22 protein-coding genes are annotated in these 24,457 nt (G+C 59.7%); 11 read left to right on the top strand and 11 right to left on the bottom strand.

What is annotated here, in order from left to right; genetic code table 11:
• Window positions 1-128: 128 nt before the first annotated feature.
• The 5 genes from AEYBE204_RS32370 to AEYBE204_RS32350 all read left to right on the top strand — a co-directional run bounded on the left by AEYBE204_RS32370 (window position 129) and on the right by AEYBE204_RS32350 (window position 7,174).
• Complete coding sequence (locus AEYBE204_RS32370) at window positions 129-878, top strand: SDR family oxidoreductase (RefSeq protein ID WP_023462723.1); 750 nt, start codon at window positions 129-131, stop codon at window positions 876-878.
• A 175-nt stretch (window positions 879-1,053) separates the two neighbouring features.
• Entirely contained in the window at window positions 1,054-3,279 is a 2,226-nt protein-coding gene (locus AEYBE204_RS32365; RefSeq protein WP_023462722.1) for a hypothetical protein, read from the top strand.
• A gap of 190 nt (window positions 3,280-3,469) precedes the next feature.
• Window positions 3,470-4,819, top strand: coding sequence for an Nramp family divalent metal transporter (locus tag AEYBE204_RS32360; RefSeq protein WP_023462721.1), 1,350 nt, complete (start codon window positions 3,470-3,472; stop codon window positions 4,817-4,819).
• A gap of 339 nt (window positions 4,820-5,158) precedes the next feature.
• A complete protein-coding gene (locus tag AEYBE204_RS32355) occupies window positions 5,159-6,337 on the top strand; it encodes a zinc-dependent alcohol dehydrogenase (RefSeq protein WP_023462720.1) in 1,179 nt (392 codons plus the stop codon).
• Between the two features lie 12 nt (window positions 6,338-6,349).
• Entirely contained in the window at window positions 6,350-7,174 is an 825-nt protein-coding gene (locus AEYBE204_RS32350; protein ID WP_023462719.1) for an SDR family oxidoreductase, read from the top strand.
• 155 nt (window positions 7,175-7,329) lie between these two features.
• Here the strand turns inward: AEYBE204_RS32350 and AEYBE204_RS32345 are convergent, their stop codons facing one another.
• The gene (locus AEYBE204_RS32345) at window positions 7,330-7,776 is read right to left on the bottom strand and encodes a BLUF domain-containing protein (protein WP_023462718.1); all 447 of its coding nucleotides are present in this window, start codon (window positions 7,774-7,776) and stop codon (window positions 7,330-7,332) included.
• A gap of 157 nt (window positions 7,777-7,933) precedes the next feature.
• On the opposite strand from AEYBE204_RS32345, the gene AEYBE204_RS32340 reads away from it, so the two are divergent.
• Window positions 7,934-8,251, top strand: coding sequence for a hypothetical protein (locus AEYBE204_RS32340; protein ID WP_023462717.1), 318 nt, complete (start codon window positions 7,934-7,936; stop codon window positions 8,249-8,251).
• A 106-nt stretch (window positions 8,252-8,357) separates the two neighbouring features.
• Here AEYBE204_RS32340 and AEYBE204_RS40735 read toward each other — a convergent pair whose 3' ends face one another.
• From AEYBE204_RS40735 to AEYBE204_RS32330, 4 genes are all read right to left on the bottom strand, one after another.
• The gene (locus AEYBE204_RS40735; protein ID WP_023462716.1) at window positions 8,358-8,519 is read right to left on the bottom strand and encodes a hypothetical protein; all 162 of its coding nucleotides are present in this window, start codon (window positions 8,517-8,519) and stop codon (window positions 8,358-8,360) included.
• 61 nt (window positions 8,520-8,580) lie between these two features.
• Complete coding sequence (locus AEYBE204_RS32335) at window positions 8,581-9,102, bottom strand: ferritin-like domain-containing protein (protein WP_031230850.1); 522 nt, start codon at window positions 9,100-9,102, stop codon at window positions 8,581-8,583.
• Window positions 9,103-9,223: 121 nt separating this feature from the next.
• A complete protein-coding gene (locus tag AEYBE204_RS40365) occupies window positions 9,224-9,460 on the bottom strand; it encodes a hypothetical protein (protein WP_023462714.1) in 237 nt (78 codons plus the stop codon).
• A gap of 115 nt (window positions 9,461-9,575) precedes the next feature.
• Window positions 9,576-11,720 carry a catalase gene (locus AEYBE204_RS32330; protein ID WP_031230848.1) on the bottom strand — a complete coding sequence of 715 codons (2,145 nt, stop codon included), beginning with the start codon at window positions 11,718-11,720 and terminating at the stop codon, window positions 9,576-9,578.
• Between the two features lie 197 nt (window positions 11,721-11,917).
• Between AEYBE204_RS32330 and AEYBE204_RS32325 the strand changes: the two genes are divergently transcribed.
• From AEYBE204_RS32325 to AEYBE204_RS32310, 4 genes are all read left to right on the top strand, one after another.
• Complete coding sequence (locus AEYBE204_RS32325; RefSeq protein ID WP_023462712.1) at window positions 11,918-12,598, top strand: triacylglycerol lipase; 681 nt, start codon at window positions 11,918-11,920, stop codon at window positions 12,596-12,598.
• 74 nt (window positions 12,599-12,672) lie between these two features.
• Window positions 12,673-13,749, top strand: coding sequence for an alpha/beta fold hydrolase (locus AEYBE204_RS32320; RefSeq protein WP_162148411.1), 1,077 nt, complete (start codon window positions 12,673-12,675; stop codon window positions 13,747-13,749).
• A gap of 108 nt (window positions 13,750-13,857) precedes the next feature.
• A complete protein-coding gene (locus AEYBE204_RS32315) occupies window positions 13,858-14,973 on the top strand; it encodes a glycosidase (RefSeq protein ID WP_023462710.1) in 1,116 nt (371 codons plus the stop codon).
• 42 nt (window positions 14,974-15,015) lie between these two features.
• The gene (locus AEYBE204_RS32310) at window positions 15,016-17,301 is read left to right on the top strand and encodes an FdhF/YdeP family oxidoreductase (protein ID WP_023462709.1); all 2,286 of its coding nucleotides are present in this window, start codon (window positions 15,016-15,018) and stop codon (window positions 17,299-17,301) included.
• On the opposite strand, the gene AEYBE204_RS32305 is transcribed toward AEYBE204_RS32310, so the two are convergent.
• The gene (locus tag AEYBE204_RS32305) at window positions 17,291-18,355 is read right to left on the bottom strand and encodes a catalase family protein (protein WP_023462708.1); all 1,065 of its coding nucleotides are present in this window, start codon (window positions 18,353-18,355) and stop codon (window positions 17,291-17,293) included. The two genes, AEYBE204_RS32310 and AEYBE204_RS32305, sit on opposite strands and share 11 nt — an antisense overlap.
• A 191-nt stretch (window positions 18,356-18,546) precedes the next feature.
• On the opposite strand from AEYBE204_RS32305, the gene fdhD reads away from it, so the two are divergent.
• On the top strand, window positions 18,547-19,377 hold the full coding sequence (gene fdhD / locus AEYBE204_RS32300) for a formate dehydrogenase accessory sulfurtransferase FdhD (RefSeq protein ID WP_023462707.1): 831 nt from the start codon (window positions 18,547-18,549) through the stop codon (window positions 19,375-19,377).
• Window positions 19,378-20,323: 946 nt separating this feature from the next.
• Here the strand turns inward: fdhD and AEYBE204_RS32290 are convergent.
• Genes AEYBE204_RS32290 through trbL form a run of 5 tightly spaced genes read right to left on the bottom strand, consistent with a single transcriptional unit; the run spans window position 20,324 to window position 24,452 of the window.
• Window positions 20,324-20,536, bottom strand: coding sequence for a DUF2274 domain-containing protein (locus tag AEYBE204_RS32290; protein ID WP_023462705.1), 213 nt, complete (start codon window positions 20,534-20,536; stop codon window positions 20,324-20,326).
• Entirely contained in the window at window positions 20,529-21,605 is a 1,077-nt protein-coding gene (locus AEYBE204_RS32285) for a TrbI/VirB10 family protein (protein WP_023462704.1), read from the bottom strand. The genes AEYBE204_RS32290 and AEYBE204_RS32285 overlap by 8 nt, the downstream gene beginning before the upstream one ends.
• Window positions 21,598-22,512 carry a P-type conjugative transfer protein TrbG gene (gene trbG / locus AEYBE204_RS32280; protein ID WP_023462703.1) on the bottom strand — a complete coding sequence of 305 codons (915 nt, stop codon included), beginning with the start codon at window positions 22,510-22,512 and terminating at the stop codon, window positions 21,598-21,600. The genes AEYBE204_RS32285 and trbG overlap by 8 nt, the downstream gene beginning before the upstream one ends.
• An 11-nt stretch (window positions 22,513-22,523) precedes the next feature.
• Window positions 22,524-23,228 (bottom strand): conjugal transfer protein TrbF, encoded by a 705-nt coding sequence (gene trbF, locus AEYBE204_RS32275; protein ID WP_023462702.1) that lies wholly within the window; start codon window positions 23,226-23,228, stop codon window positions 22,524-22,526.
• A 3-nt stretch (window positions 23,229-23,231) separates the two neighbouring features.
• On the bottom strand, window positions 23,232-24,452 hold the full coding sequence (gene trbL, locus AEYBE204_RS32270; protein ID WP_023462701.1) for a P-type conjugative transfer protein TrbL: 1,221 nt from the start codon (window positions 24,450-24,452) through the stop codon (window positions 23,232-23,234).
• Window positions 24,453-24,457: the final 5 nt, after the last annotated feature.

Here is a 24,457-nt window from a genome sequence, read left to right as displayed (position 1 = left end):
CAAGTATTCGCTCGACTTCTGTCACCTTAACTTCATGCAATAACTAGACTTCAGGACGAACCACATTTCCTTTTGATGTTCTCAAATGTCAGGGTTACCCGACTTAGGCGAAGAACGGAGAGCATACTGTGGCAGTCGAAATCACATCACTTGCTGGCAAGCGTATTCTCGTTACGGGCGGTACGACGGGCATTGGTCGCGCAACCGTGGCACTCCTTGCCGAGCATGGCGCGCGGATTGTTACGTTTGGCCGTCACCAACCTGAACTTCAGGACTCACTGGCCCATGCCCTTGCCACCAATCCTGATGTAGAAATTTATGGTCTGACGGCCGACGTTTCGACACGTGAAGGCGTAGCGAACGCCTTCACGGCGGTAGATACCCACCTTGGGGGTCTTGACGTTCTGATCAACAATGCCGGACTGGCCGTTGGAGGCGCACAGGATTCATCCGACGAAGAATGGCGCCGCGCCGCTGACACCAATTTTCAGGGGTACATCGCCTGTGCAAGAGAAGCCATTCACCGCATGAAAAGAACGGGCGGGGGGCACATCGTTTTTGTCGGATCCATCGCTGCCGAATTCAATATCCCGGGGACCAGCGTATATGCCGCAACAAAAGCCGGCATCGCGACCTATGCCAAGACTCTGCGCAAAGAAGTGATGGCGCATAACATCAAAGTCACGCTCGTCGAGCCTGGCTCGGTCGGCGCCGACATGCAGGAAAAAAGCCCCGAAGAACAGCGTGAGGCCATTGCCAAAAATGAAATGCTTTATGCCGAGGAGTTGGCCGACACCATCGCTTTCGCCCTGACGCGGTCGGCTCGCACTGACATTACGGTACTGCGGGTCGAGCCTCTCTTGCAGGCAGAGCAGTGACGATGGAAGCCGCACGGGTCCGGCGTCGCTATGTCATCGGACTGGTGCTGGCGCTAAGCGTGCCCCTGACGACTTCTTACGCCCCGCCGTCACCGGATATCGACACGATTTTGACCGCCAGTATGTGCGGAAAAAAGCAATGTCTTAGCCATTTTCCTTTTTTAAAAAGATATCCATGACCAGACACTCCAAACCGGCACCGAACGTGCCGGGCTTATCGTCCGAGACCTTGTCGGTGAAAACCGATCTGAGTGAAAAACCCAAATCGATCCATACTATCCGGATCGGCGGCGTCACCATCGACCTGTGCCCCGGGCGGGACACGATCTGGGTCATCGCACGCCGGAAGGACAAGGGCGGCATCGTCCTGCGCACCAATCCGTGGCCGGGCCCCTATGTCCTCAAGGTAAATGACACGTCCGACGCGCGCGCGGTGCTTGAGGTGACCGCCAGTGCAGGGACGTGGACGATCGAGATCGCCGTGCTCGACGACAAGGTGTTGCGCGTCAAGGTCAGCCTGAAGCCCGTGGCCGATCTGCTGCTCGCCTTCTGGCCGCGCGACCTCTATGTCCTCGATGCACAGGACGATCCGACGACGGCCATCGGCGAGGTCGAGGCGGCGCAACGCGGCGTCAATGGCGGCCTCTGCTATTTCTGCGTCAAGGACCCCGGCTTCGGCCCGGTACTCTATGTTCAGAATCTGACGGCGCTTAATCCCTACTTCAAGGCGACCAAAACCAAGCCGGACGGCGTGGTAGGCGGGCGCTGGCCGTCGCTCGGCTATCAGCCGCCGACCTCGCCGATGGGCTATGCGCCGCCGGAATATCCGCTCACGGCGGGCGAAGAGATCGTGGTGTCGGACGCCCTTCTGGCTTTTCGGCCCGACTGCGCGCCCGACGAGATGCAGAGCGCGCGGTATTTCGTCGAGATGCTGGCGGAAATCTACCCGCACCTCGACAAGCCCGAGGTCGGGTTCCACGACTGGATCGAGCGGTCGCAGCGCACGATCAAAGACCTGACCGACGCCCCGCAGGCGCGTATCGAGCATTACGGCCACACTTATCTGCACGCCTATACCGACGCGGAATACCCCGATTCCATGGTACAGTTATCGGTGCTGGCATCCTTACGCGAATGGGAGCTCACGCAGGGCATTGTCGAGCCCTTATCGACCGAACTTTCGGAGGGGCTGGGCCGCTTTTTCGATAAAGAGCTCGGCACGATCCGACGCTACCTGCCCAATGTCGGCGACGACAAAGACGCCGATGCGGTCGATTCCTGGTATCTGTTCCACCCGCTGATGAACTTGGCGCGACTGGCGCAGGCAGGCGACAAAAAGGCTGAAAAGCTGTTCCGCGACTCGCTCGGCTACACCGTCAGATCGGCGCAGCATTTCGGCTATGTCTGGCCGATCCAGTTCAACATCACCGATTTTTCGGTCATCACCGAAGAACGCAGCCCGCAGGGCCGCGGTCAGACCGATGCCGGCGGGCTCTATGCCTATGTCATGCTGCTGGCCTTTGAGATCACCGGCGACGAGACCTATCTGAACGAGGCGAAAGCCGCCCTGAAGGCGCTGGAGGGTAATCGGTTCAATCTTGCCTACCAGACCAATCTGACGGCCTGGGGGGCGGTGGCCTGTCTCAAACTGTGGCTGATGGACCGACAATCGGGCTATCTCGACCAGAGTTTTGTCTTTATCGCCAGCTTTTTGCACAATTGCGAGCTGTGGGATTCCCAGAACGAGCACGCGCAGTACTATACCAACTTCTTCGGCGTTACCTGCCTGCACGATGCGCCCTATATGGCGGCCTATGAGTGTTTCGAGACCTTCGCCGCCTTCGACGAATTCCTGCGGCTGGGCTATGACGATATCCCGCCTGCGGCCAAGCTGCTGCTGTGCGAGTACCGTCGCTTCGCGCAGGATCTGACCTGGTACTTCTATCCCGACGCCCTGCCGGAAGAGGCCATCGCCAAAGACGATATCCGCAACGGTTATAACGACCGCACCCTGTCGTTCCCCCTTGAAGACCTGTACGGCGACGGGCAACCCGCCGGACAGGTGGGGCAGGAAATTTACGGTGCGGGTGGTGCGTTCATCTTTGCCACGCGCGCCTTCAACATTTGCGGCGACAAACCGTTCCGCCTGTTCTGCGACTTTCCGACGGAGGTAACGGCGACGGACGACGGCGACCTGCGCGTCAAGCTTCAGGGTCCGACCGGACAGGCGGGCCGTCTACGCCTGATGCGAAAGGCGCGCCGCGTCCTGCCCAAGGTCACGGTGACACTCGCCCAGACGGAGATCGAGATCGCCGCCCGCGACAGTGACAAGGATTTTCACGACTACGATGTCCCGGCTGATGCCACGCTTCTAATTGCCAAATCTAGGAACGTGGCGTGACGGAAATGCCAAGCCACCGGCGACCCCGAAATTTCCAGACCGCAAAGGCATTGTTCCGTTGTGGGAAGGTGTCTTTCCACGCCTCCGTCAGGGTCACACCCGGCGGCCTTCTGGCGATTGGCGGATTGGTGAGCAGTATCCTATTGTCGACATCCGTGCTGGTCGCTGTAGCCGTTAGAGCCAAACACAGATGACCCCTCCGGAAGATACCTCGCCCGACGCCTGGAAACACGCCGATGCCCATAGCACAACGCGTGAAAGCCTGGCTGAGGTCAATGCCTCGGTCAGTGTGCCGTCGCAGGGTGTCTGGTGGCGAAAGCTGCTGGCCTTTGTCGGGCCCGGCTATATGGTCAGCGTCGGCTATATGGACCCCGGCAACTGGGCGACCGACCTGACCGGCGGGTCGCAGTTCGGCTACACGCTCTTGTCGGTCATCCTGCTGTCCAACCTGATGGCCATCCTGCTGCAGGCTCTGGCCGCACGGCTGGGGATCGCCACGGGTCGCGATCTGGCGCAGGCCTGCCACGACTCCTATCCGCCCGTGGTGCGCACGGGGCTGTGGATTCTGTGTGAACTGGCCATCATCGCCTGCGATCTGGCCGAAGTCATCGGCACGGCCATCGCGCTCAACTTACTGTTCGGCATCCCGCTGGTGGCCGGGGCGATCATTACGGCACTGGATGCCTTCCTGATCCTGTTCCTGATGCAAAAGGGCTTTCGTTATCTCGAAGCCTTTGTCGTCGCCTTGCTGGGCGTCATCGCCGTCTGCTTCCTGATCCAGATCGTCGTGGCCTCGCCGCCGGTGATGGCCGTTCTGGGCGGCTTCATCCCCAAGGCCGAGGTTGTTACCAATCCTGCCATGCTGTTCGTCACCATCGGCATTCTGGGGGCGACCGTGATGCCGCATAATCTCTATCTGCATTCTTCCATCGTCCAGACCCGTGCCTTCGAGCGCACCGATTCCGGCAAGCGCGATGCGATCAAATGGGCGACGATCGACTCCACTGTGGCCCTGATGCTGGCCCTGTTCATAAATGCCGCCATCCTGATCCTCGCTGCCGCAGTGTTCCATGGTAAGGGTCATACCGGCGTCGCAGAAATCGAACAGGCCTATCAGTTGATGTCCCCTCTGCTGGGATTAGGGATCGCGTCCACCCTGTTCGCCGTCGCCCTGCTGGCCTCGGGTCTGAACTCGACCGTCACCGCGACCTTAGCCGGGCAGATCGTCATGGAAGGCTTCATGCGCTGGCGGCTGCCGCACTGGGCGCGGCGGTTGCTGACGCGAGGGCTGGCCATCATCCCGGTCGTGGTCGTTACCGCGCTTTACGGCAAGTCGGGGACGGCGCACCTGCTCGTTCTCAGTCAGGTCATCCTGTCGATGCAGTTGCCTTTCGCCGTCATTCCGCTGGTGGCTTTCGTCAGCGATCGCAGCAAGATGGGGCAGTTCGCGATACCTAATGCGGTAAAGTGGCTGGCCTGGATCGTCGCGACTGTCATTGTAGCGCTGAACGTCAAACTGCTCTTCGATTTTCTGTTTTAACTGATATCTGAAGAACGCAGGGTGCAATATTACTTATCCGAATTGGCTCAGGACTACGAGCGGCGGATGGCAAAATTGGATAGTTCGAACTCTCTTAATAGAAATAGACCCATTATTGATCCTCTACAGCAGCCCACACTGTATGATTCGAAGCAGATTTTTTCCGCCACCCTCCACATCTTTTAAGGTCAATGCAAAGAGAGCATAATGCCGACCCTTGCAAGTAATTGACAGGCCGATTTACGTCAGGTGCACCTTCCTTACCTTGCATCGCATAGTGTGGGTTACCGCCCGTGGCGGCACTTTTTTTATGCACCATTTCAAATAAGGAGTTTGACCATGAAGGCGCTCTGCTGGCACGGCGTGGGTGATGTCCGCGTCGATACCGTTCCCGATCCCGTCATTCTTGATCCGCGCGACGCCATCATCAAGGTGACGTCCACCGCCATTTGCGGTTCAGACCTGCACTTGTATGGCGGTGTCATGCCCTCCATGAAATCGGGTGACATCCTCGGCCATGAATTCATGGGGATTGTCGTTGAGAAGGGCTCGGCGGTTCACAATCTCAACATCGGCGACCGGGTGGTCGTCCCCTTTACCATTGCTTGCGGTGAATGCTTCTTCTGCAAAAAGGGCTTCACGTCGTGCTGCGAACGCTCAAACCCCAACGCCGAGATGGCCGCGAAAGCCATGGGCCATTCGCCCTCGGGACTCTTCGGCTATTCCCACATGCTGGGCGGGTTTTCAGGCGGGCAAGCAGAATATGTTCGTGTTCCCTATGCCGATATTGGACCGTTCAAGGTTCCAGATCACCTCTCCGACGAACAGGTTCTGTTTCTCAGCGACATTTTCCCCACGGGGTATATGGCGGCCGAGAACGCAGAAATAGAACCCGGCGACGTGGTCGCCATTTGGGGCTGCGGACCGGTCGGGCAGTTCGCCATTAAGTCGGCATGGATGTTTGGCGCGGCGCGGGTGATCGCCATTGATGAAGTGCCGGAGCGGCTGGCGCTCGCCGCTGCCGATGGACGGACGGAAACGCTCGATTTCTCCAACGAACCGAACGGAGTCTACGACAAGCTGAATGAACTTACCGGCGGTCGCGGTCCGGACCGCTGCATCGACGCTGTCGGCACGGAAGCCTCAGGACATGGGTCGGTGGATGCGACCATCGACAAGGTCAAGCAGGCGTTGAAATTGGCCTCGGACCGGCCGCATGTGGTGCGAGAGACTTTCATGTCCTGCCGTTGTTGCGGCACGATCTCGATGCCGGGTGTCTACGCTGGAACGCTCGATGGCATCCCGTTCGGCGCATTCGTGAACAAGGGTCTGACACTCAAGACCGGGCAGACGCATGTCCACCGATACATGCCTGTTCTGCTTGAAAAGATCGAAAAGGGCGAGATCGACCCGTCTTTCATCATCACCCACCGCGCCAAGCTCGACGACGCGCCCGACCTCTACAAAACCTTCCGCGACAAAGCCGACGGCTGCATCAAGGTTGTCCTCACCCCCTAAAGGAACATCATTATGGAAACGACCAATTCCCGCGAACTTGCGCTTGTCACCGGCGCCTCGTCCGGCATCGGCTACGAACTAGCTGCTGTCTTCGCCAAAGAAGGCTACGATCTCATCATCGTTTCAGAGACCGACGAAATTCTGTCGGCTGCCAATGGGCTGCGAGCGTTTGGTGGCAACGTGTTTCCCGTGCGGGCGGACCTGACGGAATTTCAGGGTGTCCACGCCCTGCTGGAACAGATCGGCGCGCAGGAGCGCCCCCTGGCGGCAGCGGCCCTAAATGCCGGTATTGGCCATGGCGGCAAGTTCGCCGAGACGGAACTTATGGCAGAACTGGACGTCATTAAGCTCAATGTTATTTCCACCGTGCATCTGGCCAAGCACATTGTTCAAGGCATGAAACAGGATCGCCACGGGGGCAAAATCCTGTTCACGGCCTCAATTGCCGCGACTCTGCCGGGCAGTTATTCGGCCGTCTACAATGCCTCGAAGGCGTTCGTCCATTCGTTCGCCGAGGCGCTGCACTACGAACTAAAAGAATACGGCATTTCCGTCACCGCGCTGATGCCTGGCCCGACAGATACCAATTTCTTCCATCGTGCGGGTATGGACGATACCAAGGCCGCTGTGTCTGAAAAAGACGATCCCGCCATAGTCGCCCGTCAGGGTTTTGACGCCCTGATGGCCGGGAAAGACCAGATCATCGCCGGCTCTTTCAAAACCAAGGCGATGAATATGGGCAACGACCTCCTGCCTGAATCCGTCAAGGCGAAAATGCACGCCGACATGGCGAAGCCGGGATCAGCCTCGGGCGTGTCAACCAAGGCCCGTGAATAGTCAAACCCGATATTATTTTAATCAGGGTGTCAACCCTTCTAACTAGATCTGATGGCGCTCGCACGGCGATGCGCCATCAGACCTGATATAGCCCGTTTTCAAAACCTATTTCAGAATTCTCGTACATCTTATAGTGCGCCAGTTTCTGGCACACTTTATCGGGTAGATAAGCCTCGGATCATTTCCCGCTTCTGTTCCCACAATGCAACGTCATGTGCCAGAGCGATGAACGTGTCTCCGACATCGGCTGCCTTCAGGGAACCAACGATCCCGTGCTGTTCGAAAATATGTTCCAGCTCGGGCGATCGGGCGGTGCCTCCCATCGACCAATCAGCGAACGCACGATGGGATGTCGTGCCTTCATACAGCACCACAATATCGTTGTGCCGCGGATCATTCTGGATACGCATAAACGATGCGCGCACGTCCTCTGCCTCACCTTCCAGAATCTGCATGAAGTGCGTTTTATCAAAAATAAGATATCCCGTAATTCCGTCGCGAAGGTTGTTCTGCCGGGAGGCTGCCAAAATGGATGACACGGTGGAGATTATACCGCCGTGCCGTCGGCTGTATTCACTACGATAAACGACTTGCCTGATCATATATGACTGTCGACTGAGGATGAACCGTAAGCTTACGTCTGAATGGGTAAATGAAGCGTGACGCGCGTCCCTGATACTGCCTAAAAGCTACTTTCAATTTGGCGCTTGTGAAACATAGGAGCTGTTCAAAGGCTGGATAAAGCGATAAAAAGCGCTCATGAAACAAGCCTTGGAACGCATCACCCGCAGTATCGAATCCTACCTTGCCGGAACTCAATCGAAGGCGCTTGCCGCGATTGAACTCGTCGCCGCCTTCAAGGTTGCGTGTCGCAATGCGGGTGTGGATTCGACGGCTTTGGAGGATCCCGTACAGGTCTATGTCACGGCCGTTCTAGGTCATATCGACGATCAAGCGCTCAACCGAGATGAGGCGATCGAGGAATTGAGATCTCTCTACGAAAAGGCTCATCTGAAAGACCCCGGCGTGGTGGATTATATGGCAGCGTATAACGAGAAAGTGTCGCGCCCGAATTAATCACCAAACACCGCTCGCCGTTCTGGACGTTGGCACATCCTGGCGACATCGGGTGTCTATGGATATTCAAGGGCCTAAAGGGGCGTTAGTCTAGGTCGAACTGCCCTCAAACGGGCTTGCGGCCCGTATCATGCGCGCCCAGTTGTTTGCCGGCTTCAGGATACTGGCCGGGTCGCTTCTTCCATTCTTTTTTCAGATCGACGTGGACATTGCCGTTGTCTTCGCTGCCGCCTCCGTTTGGCGCGGGTAAATCATCAGTTTTGGCCATAGTGCGCTCCTAATAAGTGAAACGAGGCCCCGATCGATGCAGGGCCTCGTCTACAAGTCTATTACTCCGCCGGTTCGACTTCGGCAGCGGCCGACAGGGCGGCCTTGTTGACGTCGGAGATGGCCAGACCGTTCAGCTTTTCGTCGGTGGCCTTTTCTTCCGCCAGCGTCTCGGCGAGGAGCTTCGAGGCATCCTTATAGCCAAGCTGGTCAGCGATGGCGATCAGAGCACCGTAGGAGGCGATCTCATAGTGCTCGACCTTCTGTGCGCCAGCAATCAACATGACGTCGCGCACCGGTCCCTTTTCGATCTCTTCGATGGTCTCAGCACCTTCGGCGACAAGGCCTTCCATGGCCAGGCACTTGATGCGCTTCAGCTTAATGCCGAGGCCTTCGACGATCTGGTCGATGCGCTCGATCTGGCCTTGCGTCTCTTCGAGATGGGTGGTGAAACCCGCAGCGAGGTCGGCGTTGGTCGATGCTTTGGCCAGCTTCGGCAGGGCCTTGGTCAGTTGCTTTTCGGCGCTGTAGATGTCCGACAGTTCGTGGACAAAGGCTTCTTCGAGGGTTTTGATCTTAGGCATGTTGAGCTCCATTAGTTGTGGGGGACGGAAAATTATGGTGACCTCGTGCAAAAAAATATTCGGGCTACAGGTCTAACGCGTCAGAAAACTATCAGCGGGGTCTTCGCCACCGAGGCAAAGTTTATTCCTCTTCGAGGTCGTCCTCGCTGTCGACGTCGACGTCGTCTTCCTCATCTTCGACATCGATGTCCGCAGGATCAGTACCGACCGGCTGATCTTCGCCGTTCGTCGCAATGTCAGCGAGCGGGTCGGCCGAGGGCGTGGTTTCGGTTTCGCCATCCACAGGACTTGCTTGCGGTGTAAGCTTGTTCTCCTCAAAGGGAGTCTGGCTCTGCGATTGATTTTGCTCGTAGCTCATATTCGCTCCTTCAAGTGTGCGACTTGTGCGCTGACCACGGCATGTCGTCAGTGCCGATCAGGTCCGCATCCGCCTGATCGAATTTCAATACGCCCGCAGACAACAGATGCGCCCATCAGGGCGTGCCGCCGTTCATGGCCTCCATCAGCCCGGCTTCGCGCGTCCAGTGGCGGATGTCCTTACAGGCCTCGACAAAGGCCTTGACCGCCTTGGCCGAGGACAGCTCCACACAGGCCTCGTCGAGGTCTTCGACGATCCCGGCCTTGACCAGCAGCGGTTTGACCTCCGGCGAATAGGCGAGGAACTTGAAGTGCCCGAAGGCGTCCGACACGAAATCTCTGGCCGCCGGGACCTTGGCCGCTCTTGCTGCTCCATTGGCCGAAGCGATGACCGCCACGAAATCGAACAGGACCGAAGGGCCGCCGTCGATCTTGTACTGGGCGGCCAGCCACGTGCCGTCGCTCAGTTCGACGCCGCCGATGACGGGGGCGATATATTCGACCGCCGCCCCGGCCTTGATCGCCGCAGCGCTCAGGCCGTTGACGAGGCTCGCATCGGCGCCATCCGTGACGAAGATTCCGAACTTGCGACCCGTCAGGACCTTCGGGTTTTTCTTCTGGATGCTCAGGGCGTCGGACAGGGGCAGGTCCATATTCGGCGCAACCGCCGACGGGGCGGGCGCCGGAAGCTCGGCGATGCCCAGGCCGCTGGCGACCTGGGTGGCCAGTTCGGCGTCGATATTAAGCAGGTGTGAGACGATGCGCAGGCGGATGTCCGGGCGTTCGACGCGGCTAAGTTCGAAGATGAGGGCGTTCTGGATGTGACCCTGCTCGATCAGGGTCTGGCTGAGATAGAACTGCCGCGCCTGACTGTAGTGGTCGGCGAAGCTGTCCGGACGGATGCGGAGCTTTGCACCCGACGCGTCTTCGGGGAAGGTCTTGAAGCCCATCGGCGTTTCGCGCGGCCCGGGCTCGGCGCCCAGCGCCGGCGTCCACGAATTGGGTTCGTAGTTCACGCGACCCTTGGGGTTATGATAGGCCATGTGGCCGTCCTGCTGGAAGTGCGCGAAGGGGCACTTCGGCGCATTGATCGGCAGGTGCGTAAAGTTCGGACCGCCCAGACGCTTGATCTGGGTGTCGAGATAGGAAAAATTCCGCCCTTGCAGCAAAGGATCGTTGCTGAAGTCGAGGCCTGGGACGATGTTCTGCGTGCAGAAGGCGACCTGCTCAGTCTCGGCGAAGAAGTTATCCGGCAGGCGGTCGAGGACCAGACGCCCGACAATGCGCAGCGGCACCAGTTCTTCGGGGATGAGCTTGGTCGAATCCAGCACGTCGAAGGCAAAACTGTTGGCGAAGTCTTCGTCGAACAGTTGCAGCCCCAGCTCCCATTCCGGAAACTCGCCCTTCGAGATGGCGTTCCACAGGTCGCGGCGGTGGAAGTCGGGATCGGCGCCGTTGATCTTGACGGCTTCGTTCCACACGACGGACTGCATACCGAGCTTGGGCCGCCAGTGGAACTTGACGAAGGTCGACTTGCCCTCGGCATCAACCATGCGGAAGGTATGGACGCCGAAGCCTTCCATGAAGCGGAAGCCGCGCGGGATAGCCCGGTCCGACATGGTCCACATTATCATGTGCATGGACTCTGGCATCAGTGAGATGAAGTCCCAGAAATTGTCGTGAGCGGTCTGAGCTTGCGGAAAGTCGCGATCTGGTTCCTGTTTGGCGGCGTGCACCAGGTCGGGAAACTTGATCGGGTCCTGAATGAAGAAGACCGGGATGTTGTTGCCGACCAGATCCCAGTTGCCTTCCTGAGTGTAGAACTTGACCGCAAAGCCACGGACATCACGCGCGAGATCGAACGAGCCCTTATTGCCGGCGACCGTCGAGAAGCGCGTGAAGACCGGGGTTTTTTCGCCGGCGCGTTGAAACAGGTCCGCCGATGTCACATCGGCCAGGCTGTCATAGGTCTCGAAAAAGCCGTGAGCGCCATAGCCACGCGCATGAACGACCCGTTCCGGGATGCGCTCATGGTCGAAGTGAAACATCTTCTCGCGATAGACCTGATCTTCCATGGCCATCGGCCCACGCAAGCCCACACGCAGCGAGTTCTGATTATCGGAGACGGGCATGCCCTGATCAGTCGTCAGGACAGATGAGCCGCCTGACGCCTGCTGATGGGTTTCGCCACCGGCGCCGACGGTTTCAAGCACTGATTCACTCGCAACAACATCGGAATTTGTGGATTTTGACTTTGGCATGGGACCCCCTGCATTTCCAGATTATGGCGCAAAAGGGGTCACAGGCAGCTTAAAGGGTCAAGATGGAGGCAGATCAAAATACAATAATCACATCGGTTATTTATTTCCCGTTTTCTCCGATGACTTCTGATATCGGTATGTCGTCTTTATATAACCTTCATTATGAAGAGCTTATTCAATAGATAATGGGGTAAATCGTGGCGGATAAAGCAATATTGATTCACGGCCTTGCCGAAACGCCGTATCATATGCGTTTTATTGCGGCTGCGGTGGCTACGGCTGGCTATGAGGTTGCACAGGTGACCTATCCATCGACGCTATTGCCGATGGAAAACCTGATCGCAGACCACATCGCACCCCAGATCAACGCCTTGGCGGCTGACGGGTCGAAATTGCATTTTGTCACGCATTCGCTGGGTGGCGTACTCCTCCACGCCTTTTTGCAGGGCCGTCGTCTCGACAATCTGGGAAGGGTGGTCATGCAGGCTCCCGGCCTCCACGGTAGCGAAACCCTGGAGGTCTTTCGTCGAAACCCGCTGTTCAGCTGGCTCTACGGGCCCGCCGCCCGGCAATCAGGCACTGGATCGGATGGCTTTGCCACGCACCTCCCTCACCATGTCGACTATGAGGTCGGCATCATCGCCGGTTGCGTCTCTTTCGACTTGCTTCCGCTGTTCTTCGTACCGCCGCCCCATGACGGCAAGATCAGCGTTGGACGCACAAAGATCGCTCAGATGACGGACCACATCGTCCTGCCGACGTCGCACGACAGCATGATGCACGATCCTCTCGCCCTCCTCCAAACCGTTAGGTTCCTTCAGCAGGGGCACTTTTTGCATCTGTTGCGTCCCCGTGCCTCAGCGGCGCTGGCCGCATAGGTCTATTCTCAGGATATATGATGCCTCTCATTTTATTCGCGCGTTTCTTCACGTCGCTATTGTCCTGGGCCCTATTGGCCGCCCTGATCTATCTCGGGTGGTCCTGGTACGAGGGCGACCTTTTACGTAGCGTCGACGGTGACCTGATCCGGGTACGGGAAGACTGGCAGCTCTGGACCGCTGCGGTCCTGCTGCTCTGGTCTGTAGTCGGCGGAATGATCGTCAAGCCGCTGTTGTCGAAACGCGACCGCCGGGTGCTCGATACAGAACGAAAAAATAGCCGTCAGATGGCAGGCGTCAATGGCGCTTCGCTCTATGTAGAATCGCACGGGTCGAAAACCTTGCCTACCCTTATTCTGACGCATGGATGGGGTTTGGACAGCACCATCTGGGGCTATGCCAAGCAAGACCTATCTTCCGCCTTTAATGTCGTAACTTGGGACTTGCCCGGCATGGGCATGTCGAAACCGGGTGAGGACGGTGTCAACCTGCCGGCCTTTGCCGCCAATCTGAAACACCTGATCGAACAGGTGTCCTACGACAAGGTCATCTTGGTCAGCCATAGCATCGGCGGGATGACGACCCAGACCCTGGCGCGCGATTATCCCGAGTTTTTCGAGGCTCGCGTCGCCGGTGTCGTCCTGCTCAACACAAGCTATACCAACCCGCTTAAGACCATGATCCTCTCGAAACTCGTTCTGGCGCTGCAAAAGCCGTTGATCGAGCCGATGATGATGATCACGCGCTGGCTGACGCCACTGGCGTGGCTAAGCGGCTGGCAGAGTTATTTTAACGGTATGTCGCACCTGGCCAACCGGATCGGCTTCGGATCGAGCGTCACGCACAGCCAGCTCGAACACACAGCCCTCCTTAGCACCCGTAATTCGCCCGGTGCACAGGCGCTTGGCAACCTGTCCATGTTCCACTGGGATGCCACTGAGGCCCTTGCAGGTTCCACCGTGCCGGTCCTCGCCATCGGCGGCAAGGTCGATCTCGTCACCAAAGTAGAGGCCAGCGAAACCATTGCGTCCATTGCCCCTCGCGGTAGCTTGCTGAAGGTTGAGGACGCCAATCATATGGGATTCCTGGAACGGTTTGAGGACTATAATGCAGCTATTTCAGCCTTCGCAACGACTTCGATCGTACGCTAGGCTTGCGAACAGCAGCCTTAGTCCAGTGTTACGTTTACGCCGTGGCAGGCAGGTTCGCGCAGATTTGCGGCGCGCCCTGTTTGGTGTCGCACAGTTCGGTGAGACAGCATGAAATTTGATATTGACCGCCTCGTTCTGGTGCCCGACGACATCGATCTGTCCCGCTCGCCGCTGGCCGGGCATTTCGATGCCGAGACCTATATTCTGGGCGTCTTCAATCCGGGTCTGCTGCGTTTGGCCAACGGCAATCTACTGATGATGGTGCGCGTCGCCGAAGCGCTGCGCACGCCGATCATCGACGGTCACGTCCATGCCATTCGCTGGGACAACAACCGTTATATGCTCGACGCCTGGCCGGTGGAGCATGCCGACACCGCCGACCCGCGCAAGTTTACCCTGCACGGTGGTGCGTGGAAGGTCATGGCCCTCACCTCCCTGTCCTGGCTGCTGCCGGTCGAGCTGACGCCCGACGGGCTCGATATCGTCGAACTGCATTACGACAAGGCGATCCAGCCGCAGTTCAGTTTTCAATGCTACGGCGTCGAGGACGCCCGCATAAGCCAGGTCGGCGACCGCTGGCTGATGACGACCTGCTCGGTCAGTCCGGAGCGGCATTCGACCTGCCTCTACAGCTCGACCAACGGCCTCGACTGGACGTTCGAGGGTATCGTCCTCGACCATCAGAACAAGGACATGCTGATCTTCGAAGGCCTGATCGATGGCCAGTACTGGGCGCAGACGCGGCCGCTCGGCTCGCTCTATTTCGCCTATCCGCCGGGCAGTGACTGGCGTGCCGGGCCGTCGATCAATCTGGCGACGTCGCCCGACGCCCTGCACTGGAAGCCTTATGAGAAGCCGGGCATCCGCGCTCATTCCGGCACGATTACCATGGAACGGATGGGGGGCGGCACCCCGCCGATCCTGACCGACAAGGGCTGGCTGACCCTGTGGCATGGCGTCGAGCCCAAAGAAATCGTCGGCATCTATCGCACCTACTGGTCGATTCTTGATAAGGAAGACCCCGGCCTGACGATTGAGACCGGTAAACAGGCGATTTTGGAGGCTGCCCCAGATCTGACGCAGCCCATCGAGCATCAGATGTATCTGAGGGATGTCGTCTTTACGACCGGTATCGCCGACGGGGGCGAGGTCTATGTCGTGGCCTCAGGTGAAGCCGATCTGGCGTGCCGGATCACCCACATTCCGAAAACCGCATTCACCTGAGACCTTAAATGCCTTGTTCGTGACCAAGCTTCAAAGGATTACATGGTGACTGACGACACTTCACATTCCGAAGGCCCCGCCGGGGGCTGGGGCTCGCTGGCCGGGATCGCCACGACCTTGCTCAGCGAGCGCCCCTCGCCCGCTGTCATCGACACCCTTACGCACCAGAACAAGCCGAGGGGCTTCATGTGCGTGTCGTGCGCCTGGCCGAAGCCCGCCAATTACCACCCGTTCGAGTTTTGCGAGAACGGGGCCAAGGCCACCCTCTGGGAGCTAACCTCGGCGCGCTGCACGCCCGGGTTCTGGGACACGCACAAGGTCACGCCGCTCCGCGACTGGAAGGACCACGACCTCGAAAAGCTCGGCCGACTGACGCATCCGCTGCGTTACGACGCCGCCAGCGACAGCTACAGGCCCGTGTCGTGGGAAGCCGTCTTTGCTGAAATCGGGGCGATCCTCAAACCGCTCGACCCGGACAGCGTCGTCTTCTACTCATCGGGTCATGCGGGGCTTGAGGCCGCCTACCTCTATGCGCTTCTGGCGCGGCTTTATGGTACGAACAACCTGCCGCAAAGCTCGAACATGTGCCACGAGACGACCTCGGTCGGCCTGAAAAAGGTCATCGGCTCGCCCGTCGGCACGGTTGTGTGGGAAGACCTCGAAGCCTGCGACGCCTTCTTCTTTTTCGGGCAGAACCCCGGCACCAACAGCCCGCGCTTCCTGCACCCGCTTCAGGACGCCAAGACACGCGGCGCGAAGATCGTCACCTTCAATCCCCTCCGCGAACAGGGTCTGGTGTCCTTCGTCAACCCTCAGGACGCGGTGGCCATGGCCACCGGGCACGAGACGGTGATCTCCGACCTCTATCTTCAGGTCAAATCGGGCGGCGATATCGCGGCCATGCTCGGTCTGTGCAAGGCCATCGTCGAGGCCGACGACGCGGCGCAAAAGGCGGGCAAGGCGCGCGTCATCGACATCGCCTTCATCGAGCAACACACGTCGGGTTTCGACGATTTCATGGCGAAAATCCGCTACACGCCGTGGGTACAGATCGAACAGGAAAGTGGCCTCAGCGAGACAGACCTTCGCCGCGCCGCCGACATCTATATGGCGGCGGAAAAGGCCATTGGTGTCTACGGTATGGGCCTGACCCAGCAGGCCGAGGGACATCTCAACGTCGCCATGCTGGTCAATCTGCTGCTGATGCGCGGCAATATCGGACGTCTGGGCGCGGGTATCTGCCCGGTGCGCGGGCACTCCAACGTGCAGGGACAACGCACGGTCGGCATCGCCGAAAAGATCGAGCTGATCCCGGTCGACAAGCTCAAGGCCCTGTTCGGGTTCGAGCCGCCGCTTAAGGACGGCATGAATATCACGGCAGCAGCCCAAGCCCTGTTCGACGGCAGGGTGAAGGCCTTCATCTGTCTCGGTGGCAACCTCCTGCGCGCCGTGCCGGATCAGACCCGCATGGAAGCCGCCTGGCCCGCACAGGACCTGACGGTGATGATCTCGACCAAGCTCAACCGCAGCCATCTTTATCCCGGCAAGACGGCCTTCATCCTGCCGTGTCTCGGTCGTGCCGAGATCGACACACAGGCAACCGGCCCGCAGACCGTCTCCATCGAAGACAGCTTTTCCCACATCCACGGCTCGATCGGCAAACGCAAGCCGCCGTCGGAGCATGTCAAAAGCGAACTGGCTATCATCGCCGGGATCGCGCGCGCCACCTTACCGGGCCAGCCGAAGGTCGAATGGGAAAGATGGACCGGCGATTACGCGCTGGTCCGCGACCTGATCGAACAGACCTATCCGGAAGATTTCCGCGACTACAATGCCCGCCTCTATACGCCCGGCGGCTTTTATCGCGGCAATCCGGCGCATGAGCGCATCTGGAAGACCGAGACGAACAAGGCGATCTTCACCGTGCCGGACGTGCTCAGCGCCAATGGATTCGAAGACCGGCCGGGGCGCTACCGCCTCGTCACCCTGCGCTCCAACGATCAGTTCAACACGACGATCTACGGCTATTCCGACCGCTTTCGCGGCATCGAAGGGACGCGCGACATCCTGTTCATGAATCCGCAGGACATCGACGCCGCCGGATACAGCGTCGGCGATGTGCTGCGGCTGGTCACGGATGTCGAGGACGGCCACCGCCGCGAACTGAGCGGGCTGGTCCTGACGCCCTACGACATTCCGGTGGGTACGATCGCGGCCTATTATCCGGAATGCAATGTCCTGATGCCGGTGACGCACCACGACCGGCTGTCGAAGACACCGGCATCGAAATCGATACCGGTGCGCATCGAAAAACCGCTTACGCGTTAAGCTCGCTCACATCCGTCGGTTCGGCCAGCGGCTGGTCGTTTTCACTGCGGCGGAAGCGCGACGACGCCTCATAGGCCGGCCGGCGCAGGCGCATGATCTGCCCCAGCGGACGGTGCGCCTCGATATGATGCCACGGGCTGAACGAGAGCTTGTCATCCATCGCCTGAGAGGTTTTGTCCGACCAGGCCACTTGCGGCGGCACGACGAGGGTCGCTACCGTCACGAAGGGACTTTCGTCTTCAGGCCATACCGCATTGGCTTTTTCAATCGGCATGGTCTCAAGATCGGTGCACAGTTGAACCTGTATCTCCCACGTCCCACCCTGATCGGCGAAGTGCGCGATCATCGCCTTGCGCAGCGCCAGCGGATCATGAGTGATATCGATCTTTTCGCCCTTGCGCGCGGTCAGCTCGGGCGCCACCGGCACGACGCGGAACTTCGCCACATAGTCGCCGTAACGAATCGGCACCTGCGCGAAATAGGTCTCGCCGAGCGGATGATGCGGCGGTTCTCCGCCTAGTGCCCGCAGCATCGTGCTCTTGCCGCCCATGGCTTCGAGCGCGCCTTCGGTCGCCCGCAGCACCGCCGATGCGGCGACCTTGGCGCCTTCGGCCTTGTCGGTGGTCGCCGCCAGGAGTTTGAGATTGGCGAGGAACGCCTTGGCATTGGGCGCCTGAAAGGTCGGGCCATTGACCATGACAAAGTCCTGGGTTGCGCCGCCGTCCAGTCCCAGTACCTTTATCGCAAGACCGCGCGGGGTCGAGACGCTGTCGGGCAGCACATCACCCGGGGTCGTGGAAAAACGCAGTACTACGTCGTAGGTAGCGGGCTGCGCAAACAGGCCTTGCGCCAGGTCCGGCGCATTGCCCGGCACCTCAAGCTTACCCGTCACCAGAGCGTGGCTCTTGGCGTGGACGCTGCGCCAGCCGTGGCCGGAATCCTCATGCGTCTTCTTGCTGATCTTGAGCAGGGTATCGACAAGATCGCGCGCGACCTCGGCTTCGTCGTCCTCGATCTGTTCGAGGTCGGCGCTATAAGGCACGGGTGCAGACATGGGGTGATCCTTCGGTTTGATGGCGCGCGATCGGAAGCCGCGCGCCTCAGCGCAGGAGGCCCGAAAGCGGGGTAAGTTTTCGATGGCGAAGGCGTCATGCGCCGGTCTGGAAAATAAGTATCGGATAGGGTTTTGATCCGCAGCGGGCGCCCGGTCTTGCATGGTGACGCAACGTGCCGGATGGTTGAGTCATGGCCGAGACGATGTCATTTGCGGAAACGATTGCCCGCACGCCGTCACGGCGCGCCGGTCGGCGCGTGTGGCGAGACGGCGCGTTCACCGATGGCGATCGCGACATCGCCGAAGAAACCCCCGTGGCGCTCGTCTATAATGCCTCGACCGAAGCGGTGATGATGGCGACGCCCGCCGACCTCGAAGACTTTGCGGTCGGATTCAGCCTGACCGAGGGTTTGATCGCGACACCCGCCGATATCCGGCGGCTGGACATCGTCAGCGGCGAACACGGTATCGAAGCCCGGATGTGGCTGAAAACCGAAGTGGCCGAGGTGCTCTCCACCCGGCGTCGCCTGCGCACGGGTCCGACCGGCTGCGGCCTGTGCGGCGTGGAAAGCCTCGAAGAAGCCGTTCGACGCCCGCCACCGCTGACCTCGAATCGGCAGATTGCAGGTGCGGACGTGATCGACGCGGTGGCGCGGCTCAGTGCCGCCCAAAGTCTGGGCGCTCAAACGCGCGCCACGCACGCGGCGGCGTTCTGGTGCCCTGAAAGCGCGGCCTTTCTGATCCGCGAGGATGTCGGCCGGCACAATGGGCTCGACAAGCTGGCCGGGGCTCTGGCGCGACACGCGATTAAAGGGCACAATGGCGTCGTGATCCTCAGCAGCCGGGTGTCGGTCGAAATGGTTCAGAAAACCGTCGCCATCGGTGCGCCCATTCTTATTGCCGTTTCTGCGCCCACGGCGCTGGCGGTGCGGGTCGCCGAAGCCGCCAACCTGACGCTCATTGCCGTTGCGCGTTCCGACGGTTTTGAGGTGTTCACGCATTCCAGGCGCCTGACGCTCTGAATCGGGGCCGCCTGATTATGAATTCTGTAGATGTTGGATCTGTCGGTGGGAGCGACCGGAATCGCGTCTAAGCGTCATCCGGTCGGACACGACCGACGAGTTCTATGGCATCAGCCGAGACGGCTTGGCAGCCCATTATGTGGCGTGGCTGCATTCGGTTGGCACTTGGCCCTTGGCAAGCCGTCCTGGATAGCGTTTCCTGTCGCAAACGAGGAGACGGACCGTGTGCAACCTGTGTACCCCATTGTAAGCGTTGTAAGAAAGCAGCCGCTTCTTAAACTCGGGATAAATTCGAGGTCCTCCGGTCAAGGACCAAAAATGCCTTTATCATATACTGTGTGCTAATTTGCGCAGAGCCAGATCAGGTTGGAAGGGTAGTTGCTATCGGTCTTCGCGACGGGCTCGATATGGGCCGCCTCACAACTGTCAGAATGCCCCGACCAAAAAGCGCACTGTTGTTCGCCTCGATTTTGATTTCCTTCTTAATTCCTGCCGGAACATTAGGCCTATTGGCTCCTTTCGACGGCCATGGGGCCCGCAAGTACGAGTCGAAACTCAGCAGCTCTTCTTTAGCGTAAAATCTTGCCCCTTGAACGACACTAGCAACTTCAGTTTCCGGTTTTCGCCCGTTTTTGGTGCGTGCTTTGTTAGCCACTCCAATAGTTCGGGCGACATGCCAGTAAGCTCTGCGGCAGCGAACTGGTTTAAGTCAGGAGACTTCGAGGTCATGGTTGTCATAGTTCCGTCTTTGATCCAGATATACGGACAATTCGAAGATTTTCAAAATGTTCTTGGGCCAGTCTAGGTACCGGTTTACAGGCCTAATCCGGTATCGCTAAGCTTTAGAGGCCGGGGCATGTTGACGGTCATAAGGTGAACGCCGTGCGTGAGATGCTCGCATCCCTTTTCAACTTTTGGACGAGTCTCCAGAGCGGGACGCTTGAACTTATCGCCTCCCCGTCCGATTGAAGCTTTTATCGCTGGCCAGAAAAGCGTCGAGCATGAAGGGGATCAGGTCGACAATCTGTTCCGTAGAGCCATATGCTTGAGCGTACCTATCCGCATAGGATTTCAGCGCCTCGTTCAACTCAGCCCCGATAACGATCGTCAGCTTAATGGGCGTCCGATCGGGCAGCTTGGGCAACTTCAGTTCAGCCATTGGTCGCCCCCCCTTTTTCGACCGGCAGTGCCAGTCCTTTGACAAGAATAATCCTGACCGGCCATCCAGGCCGCACCGTAATGGTGGCTGGCATGTCGATAGCCTGCTGTACGATTCGTTGACCGGCTTGGTTGAAGGTGCGGCCTGCCGCCTCGCGCAGCGCGCCGCTCAGATCATCTCCGCCCTCCGATCGGGTATCTGCCAGCGCCAGCATGGTAGACAGGCCAACGCCTTTGGCGAGCGTTCCGGGGTGGTAGTCAACGTGATCGGCCAAGCCGACATAACCAGCGCCATCGGCGGCGACCGCATCTGTCAGCGTCAGAGCCTCGCCCGCTGGCAGGACCAGTGTTTCCCATCGCACATTGATACGCGCCTGCCGCGCCATACTGACCCGCTCGTACCGACCGATGAGACGGCTGCCCGCCGGAATGACGACACGCTGTCCTTTCCCATCAAAGACTGCCTCGGTGATTTGGGCCAGCACCACACCCGGGAGATCTGAGTTCAGCCCGGTTATGAGCGTCGCTGCCAGGATCGTGCCCGCTGGTACGGATATAGTTGGCGTATTGCTGGCCTTGCCCAACGCCTCTGCAAGAGCCGGGCTTTGTGGCGGGCTGAGGCGCATGGCCACCGCCACGAAAAGCCCGCTAACCGCCGGCTGGGACGCTTCAGACGACGGGGCCGTTTGGCGTCCGGCTGATCTGAGGTCCGTAGCACTGTCGGTTACGTCCAACGCGTTGTCTCGTTCCGCTTCGAGAAGCGGCCCGCCGAGATCGCCTGGCAAGGGCGGCCCCAAGACCGGGGCATCGGCATAGGTCTTCGGCAGGCGACCCAAGGTCTCGACGGGTGGTCGAACGCGCTTCGCCAGGTCTTGAGATTTTTCGGCAACCTCAACTGCCTTGATGAGCGGCGGCGACAGTCCCAGCCATGTGACGCCCGCTAAAAGCAATGCCCCTACAGCGCCAACGCCGATCATCAGGTTGCGCCGGAAGCGCACGGCACGGCGAGGCTTGGCCCGCAACACCAGGGTCTCCGGATCGACTTTCTCGGTCACAACGGGATCAGTCATGGCGACGACCCTTCGATTTGGTCGTTACGATCGCGGCATCCGATCGGTGGAGGCGCACGACGGTTTGCGGAGTCGTGCCTAGTCGCAGTTCCGCCACCTCGATCAGGCGGTCAAGGACGTATATCCCATTGGCCTCGACGCGATAGTTGACGAGCTGCGACTGGCCGTCATTCGCCACAAGGAAGAGGGCCGGTGCAGTTGAGGTCGCCGCTTCACGCGGAAAGACGATGTAGGTTTTGCGACCGTCATCGAAAACCTGCCGCGGTCGCCAAGCCGGCGTTGCCCCCTCGATGACGTAACCGAAGTTCAGCTTTGTCAAATCGGGCGACGGACCATTTCCCTCAAGAGGTTCGGCCTTTGCCGGCGTGTGTACGGTCACGACCGGCGAACTGGGATACCGCCACGAGACCGCAGCCATATAGGTCGATGGCGTGCTTTCAAGCTGGAGGTGGTAGGTGCGGACGCTCGTGAGCACGACGAGGTTCGTTTTCAGGCCTGACGTGTGCGGCTTGATAAGGATGTGCGTTCGGGCGGCGGCCCCCTCGCCGCTTTTCGTGTCACCGATAATCCAGCGCGCCGTATCGCCTGCGGAAATCGCCTGCACGGTTTCACCCGGCTCTAGCATCAGGTCGGTCACGCGATCGGGGGCGGAATAAACGCGGTAGAGCGCCCCCTCCATATAGGGATAGGTCTGGATCGCATTGAGGTAGCTTTCGCTCGCCGGTTCACGGATAGCCGCCCGGTTGGCCGCTTCCACTCTGCCGGTGGGCGGCAGTTTCTCGACGTGGATCGACGCTTCCGACGGCGCGACGGTATATTTGACAGGCGGCTTCTTGGCGGGGGCGGCCACGGCCAACGTGGCGACCAGGGACAGGGGCGCAAGGCCCCACAGGACATGCGGCTTCATCAGTCTCTCTTTCAGGGATTGGGTTTGGAGGTGTCGGGGGCGTAATCGGTCGACCAGGCGAGGTCGGTGACGTAAAGGCCAAGTGGGTTCTTGCGCAGAACGTCCTCGCGTGTCGGCGTCTGAACCTTGATGCCGACAATTGCTGTCCAGCGGCTTGTTCGCACAAGCTGACCATTTTCAAAGGCGTGCTCGGTCCACTTCACCTGAAACGACGACTTCGAGGCCCGGACGACGCTGTTGAGCGCGACGGTGACGGACCGGCGGCCGACATTCGCGAACGGATCGTTCAACCGGGCGTGCTCGCTGAGGAAGGCCGCGGCATCGCCTGTGGCCATGTCATAGGCGTCCAGCCACTGACCACGCACCAGCACCGAGTCCGTCGGCAGGGATCGGACCAGGGTAATGAAGCGGCCCAGATGCCAGGCGATTTGCGCGTCCGTGGGATTGAAGGTCGTCGTGACCGGGGCAACCGCCCGCACTGCGCCCAGACCATCGACCTCGACGACATAGGGCACAACACGGCTTTGCGTACTGCTCCAGATCAACCCACCGCCGAGGCCAAAGCTGAGGGCGAGCGCGCCCAGAGCCAGCAGTCGCCAGTTGGCCGCTTGCGTGACCGCAGAGCCGATGCGGTTATCCCAGACCTGCGCGGCCTTTTGGTAGGGCGTGACGGGCTCCGGGGTCGCGCCGAAGCGCTGAACGGGTCGTTTGAACATGGTCTAGTCCTTTTGCGAGAGGTTGGGAGAGGCCGAACCGGAGGCCTGATCGCCGGCGAGAATGGCGGCCTGCACCATCTGAATGCGGGCGCGCGTGCGCTGTTCGGACTGCATTTTTTTGGCCCAGTCAGGCGGTGTCGCCCCATCGGAGGCCGATGCGCCCGCTGTGGCACTCGACGGGCTGCCCTGCCCGCCGCCGGGTGACGGCGGCGGCGTGGGCGGTGGAGGTTGCGATGCCCCTGCCCCTCCTGACGTCCCGCCTGAGCCGCCACCGAGTTTGGACGCGGCCGAGGCAATCGCGTGCATGCCACCGCCGCCAGTTCCGGCCAGAGCGCGGGCGGCACCCGTCACCGCACCTCCGGCCAACAGACCGGCACCCGCCGCTGCACCGAGTGTACCGGCGACGGAACCCGCGCCAAGTTGGGGTGCGCCGGATACGAGGCCGGAAGCGACCGTTGGGCCGAACAGTCCGAGGCCGAGAAGAGTGAGCGAGGCCAGCACTAGGGTCATGGCCTGCATCAGGTCGGGGTCCGCACCATCCAACGCTGTGATGAAGGTGTCGAAAAATCCCGAGCCGATACCGACGATGACGGCCATGACCATGACCTTGATACCGGAGGTCACGACATTGCCGAGGACGCGTTCGGCCAGGAACGCTGTCTTATTCCAAAGAGCGAAGGGCACCAGCACGAAGCCTGCGAGCGTCGTCAGCTTGAATTCCAGCACGCAGATGAAAAGCTGAACGGCGAGCAGGAAAAATGAGAGGATGACCAGAAGCCAGGCGACCAGCAGGACGACGATGGTCAGCAGGTTGCCGAAAAACGTATCGAGGCCCAGCAGGTCGGCGACCTGCTCCAGCAAGGGATGCGCGGCCTCAAAGCCGGTTGCCGCCAGTTTGCCTGGCCGCAGGAGGTCGTGCGCCGATACGCCGCCACCGCCCGCCCGTAGGCCCAGACCGGCAAACGAGTCGTAGATCGCTTCGGCCAAAAAGCTGAAGTGGGTGATGATGAAGGCAAACGCGCCGACATAGAGCACCTGGCGGATCAGGCGGCCGAACAGGTGCGCCTCTTCGTCCATCACCCAAAACAGAGCGGCCAGCGTCACGTCGATGGCGATGAGGATGGCCGCGAGATGACCGACATCGCCTCTTAGAAGGCCAAATCCGGAGTCCAGATAGGCCAGAAAGGTATCGAGGAAGGTATCGATGATGTTGAGGTCGGTCATGGCGG

It is taken from the genome of Asticcacaulis sp. YBE204, from assembly GCF_000495855.1.
In the GTDB taxonomy this organism is placed as follows: domain Bacteria; phylum Pseudomonadota; class Alphaproteobacteria; order Caulobacterales; family Caulobacteraceae; genus Asticcacaulis.
Note: the sequence above shows the minus strand (reverse complement) of the source record. Positions and strands in the feature narration are given on the sequence as shown.

Excerpts from the sequence above, each read along its gene's own strand:
- AEYBE204_RS40365 (WP_023462714.1), bottom strand. The coding sequence starts at position 9,460 with ATGAGCTACGAGCAAAATCAATCGCAGAGCCAGACTCCCTTTGAGGAG.
- AEYBE204_RS32290 (WP_023462705.1), bottom strand. The coding sequence starts at position 20,536 with ATGGCTGAACTGAAGTTGCCCAAGCTGCCCGATCGGACGCCCATTAAG.
- AEYBE204_RS32305 (WP_023462708.1), bottom strand. The coding sequence starts at position 18,355 with ATGTCTGCACCCGTGCCTTATAGCGCCGACCTCGAACAGATCGAGGAC.
- trbL (WP_023462701.1), bottom strand. The coding sequence starts at position 24,452 with ATGACCGACCTCAACATCATCGATACCTTCCTCGATACCTTTCTGGCC.
- AEYBE204_RS32335 (WP_031230850.1), bottom strand. The coding sequence starts at position 9,102 with ATGCCTAAGATCAAAACCCTCGAAGAAGCCTTTGTCCACGAACTGTCG.
- AEYBE204_RS40735 (WP_023462716.1), bottom strand. The coding sequence starts at position 8,519 with ATGGCCAAAACTGATGATTTACCCGCGCCAAACGGAGGCGGCAGCGAA.
- AEYBE204_RS32285 (WP_023462704.1), bottom strand. The coding sequence starts at position 21,605 with ATGACTGATCCCGTTGTGACCGAGAAAGTCGATCCGGAGACCCTGGTG.
- AEYBE204_RS32310 (WP_023462709.1), top strand. The coding sequence starts at position 15,016 with ATGGTGACTGACGACACTTCACATTCCGAAGGCCCCGCCGGGGGCTGG.
- AEYBE204_RS32330 (WP_031230848.1), bottom strand. The coding sequence starts at position 11,720 with ATGCCAAAGTCAAAATCCACAAATTCCGATGTTGTTGCGAGTGAATCA.
- fdhD (WP_023462707.1), top strand. The coding sequence starts at position 18,547 with ATGGCCGAGACGATGTCATTTGCGGAAACGATTGCCCGCACGCCGTCA.
- trbF (WP_023462702.1), bottom strand. The coding sequence starts at position 23,228 with ATGTTCAAACGACCCGTTCAGCGCTTCGGCGCGACCCCGGAGCCCGTC.
- AEYBE204_RS32340 (WP_023462717.1), top strand. The coding sequence starts at position 7,934 with ATGAAACAAGCCTTGGAACGCATCACCCGCAGTATCGAATCCTACCTT.
- AEYBE204_RS32365 (WP_023462722.1), top strand. The coding sequence starts at position 1,054 with ATGACCAGACACTCCAAACCGGCACCGAACGTGCCGGGCTTATCGTCC.
- AEYBE204_RS32355 (WP_023462720.1), top strand. The coding sequence starts at position 5,159 with ATGAAGGCGCTCTGCTGGCACGGCGTGGGTGATGTCCGCGTCGATACC.
- AEYBE204_RS32345 (WP_023462718.1), bottom strand. The coding sequence starts at position 7,776 with ATGATCAGGCAAGTCGTTTATCGTAGTGAATACAGCCGACGGCACGGC.
- trbG (WP_023462703.1), bottom strand. The coding sequence starts at position 22,512 with ATGAAGCCGCATGTCCTGTGGGGCCTTGCGCCCCTGTCCCTGGTCGCC.
- AEYBE204_RS32350 (WP_023462719.1), top strand. The coding sequence starts at position 6,350 with ATGGAAACGACCAATTCCCGCGAACTTGCGCTTGTCACCGGCGCCTCG.
- AEYBE204_RS32315 (WP_023462710.1), top strand. The coding sequence starts at position 13,858 with ATGAAATTTGATATTGACCGCCTCGTTCTGGTGCCCGACGACATCGAT.
- AEYBE204_RS32360 (WP_023462721.1), top strand. The coding sequence starts at position 3,470 with ATGACCCCTCCGGAAGATACCTCGCCCGACGCCTGGAAACACGCCGAT.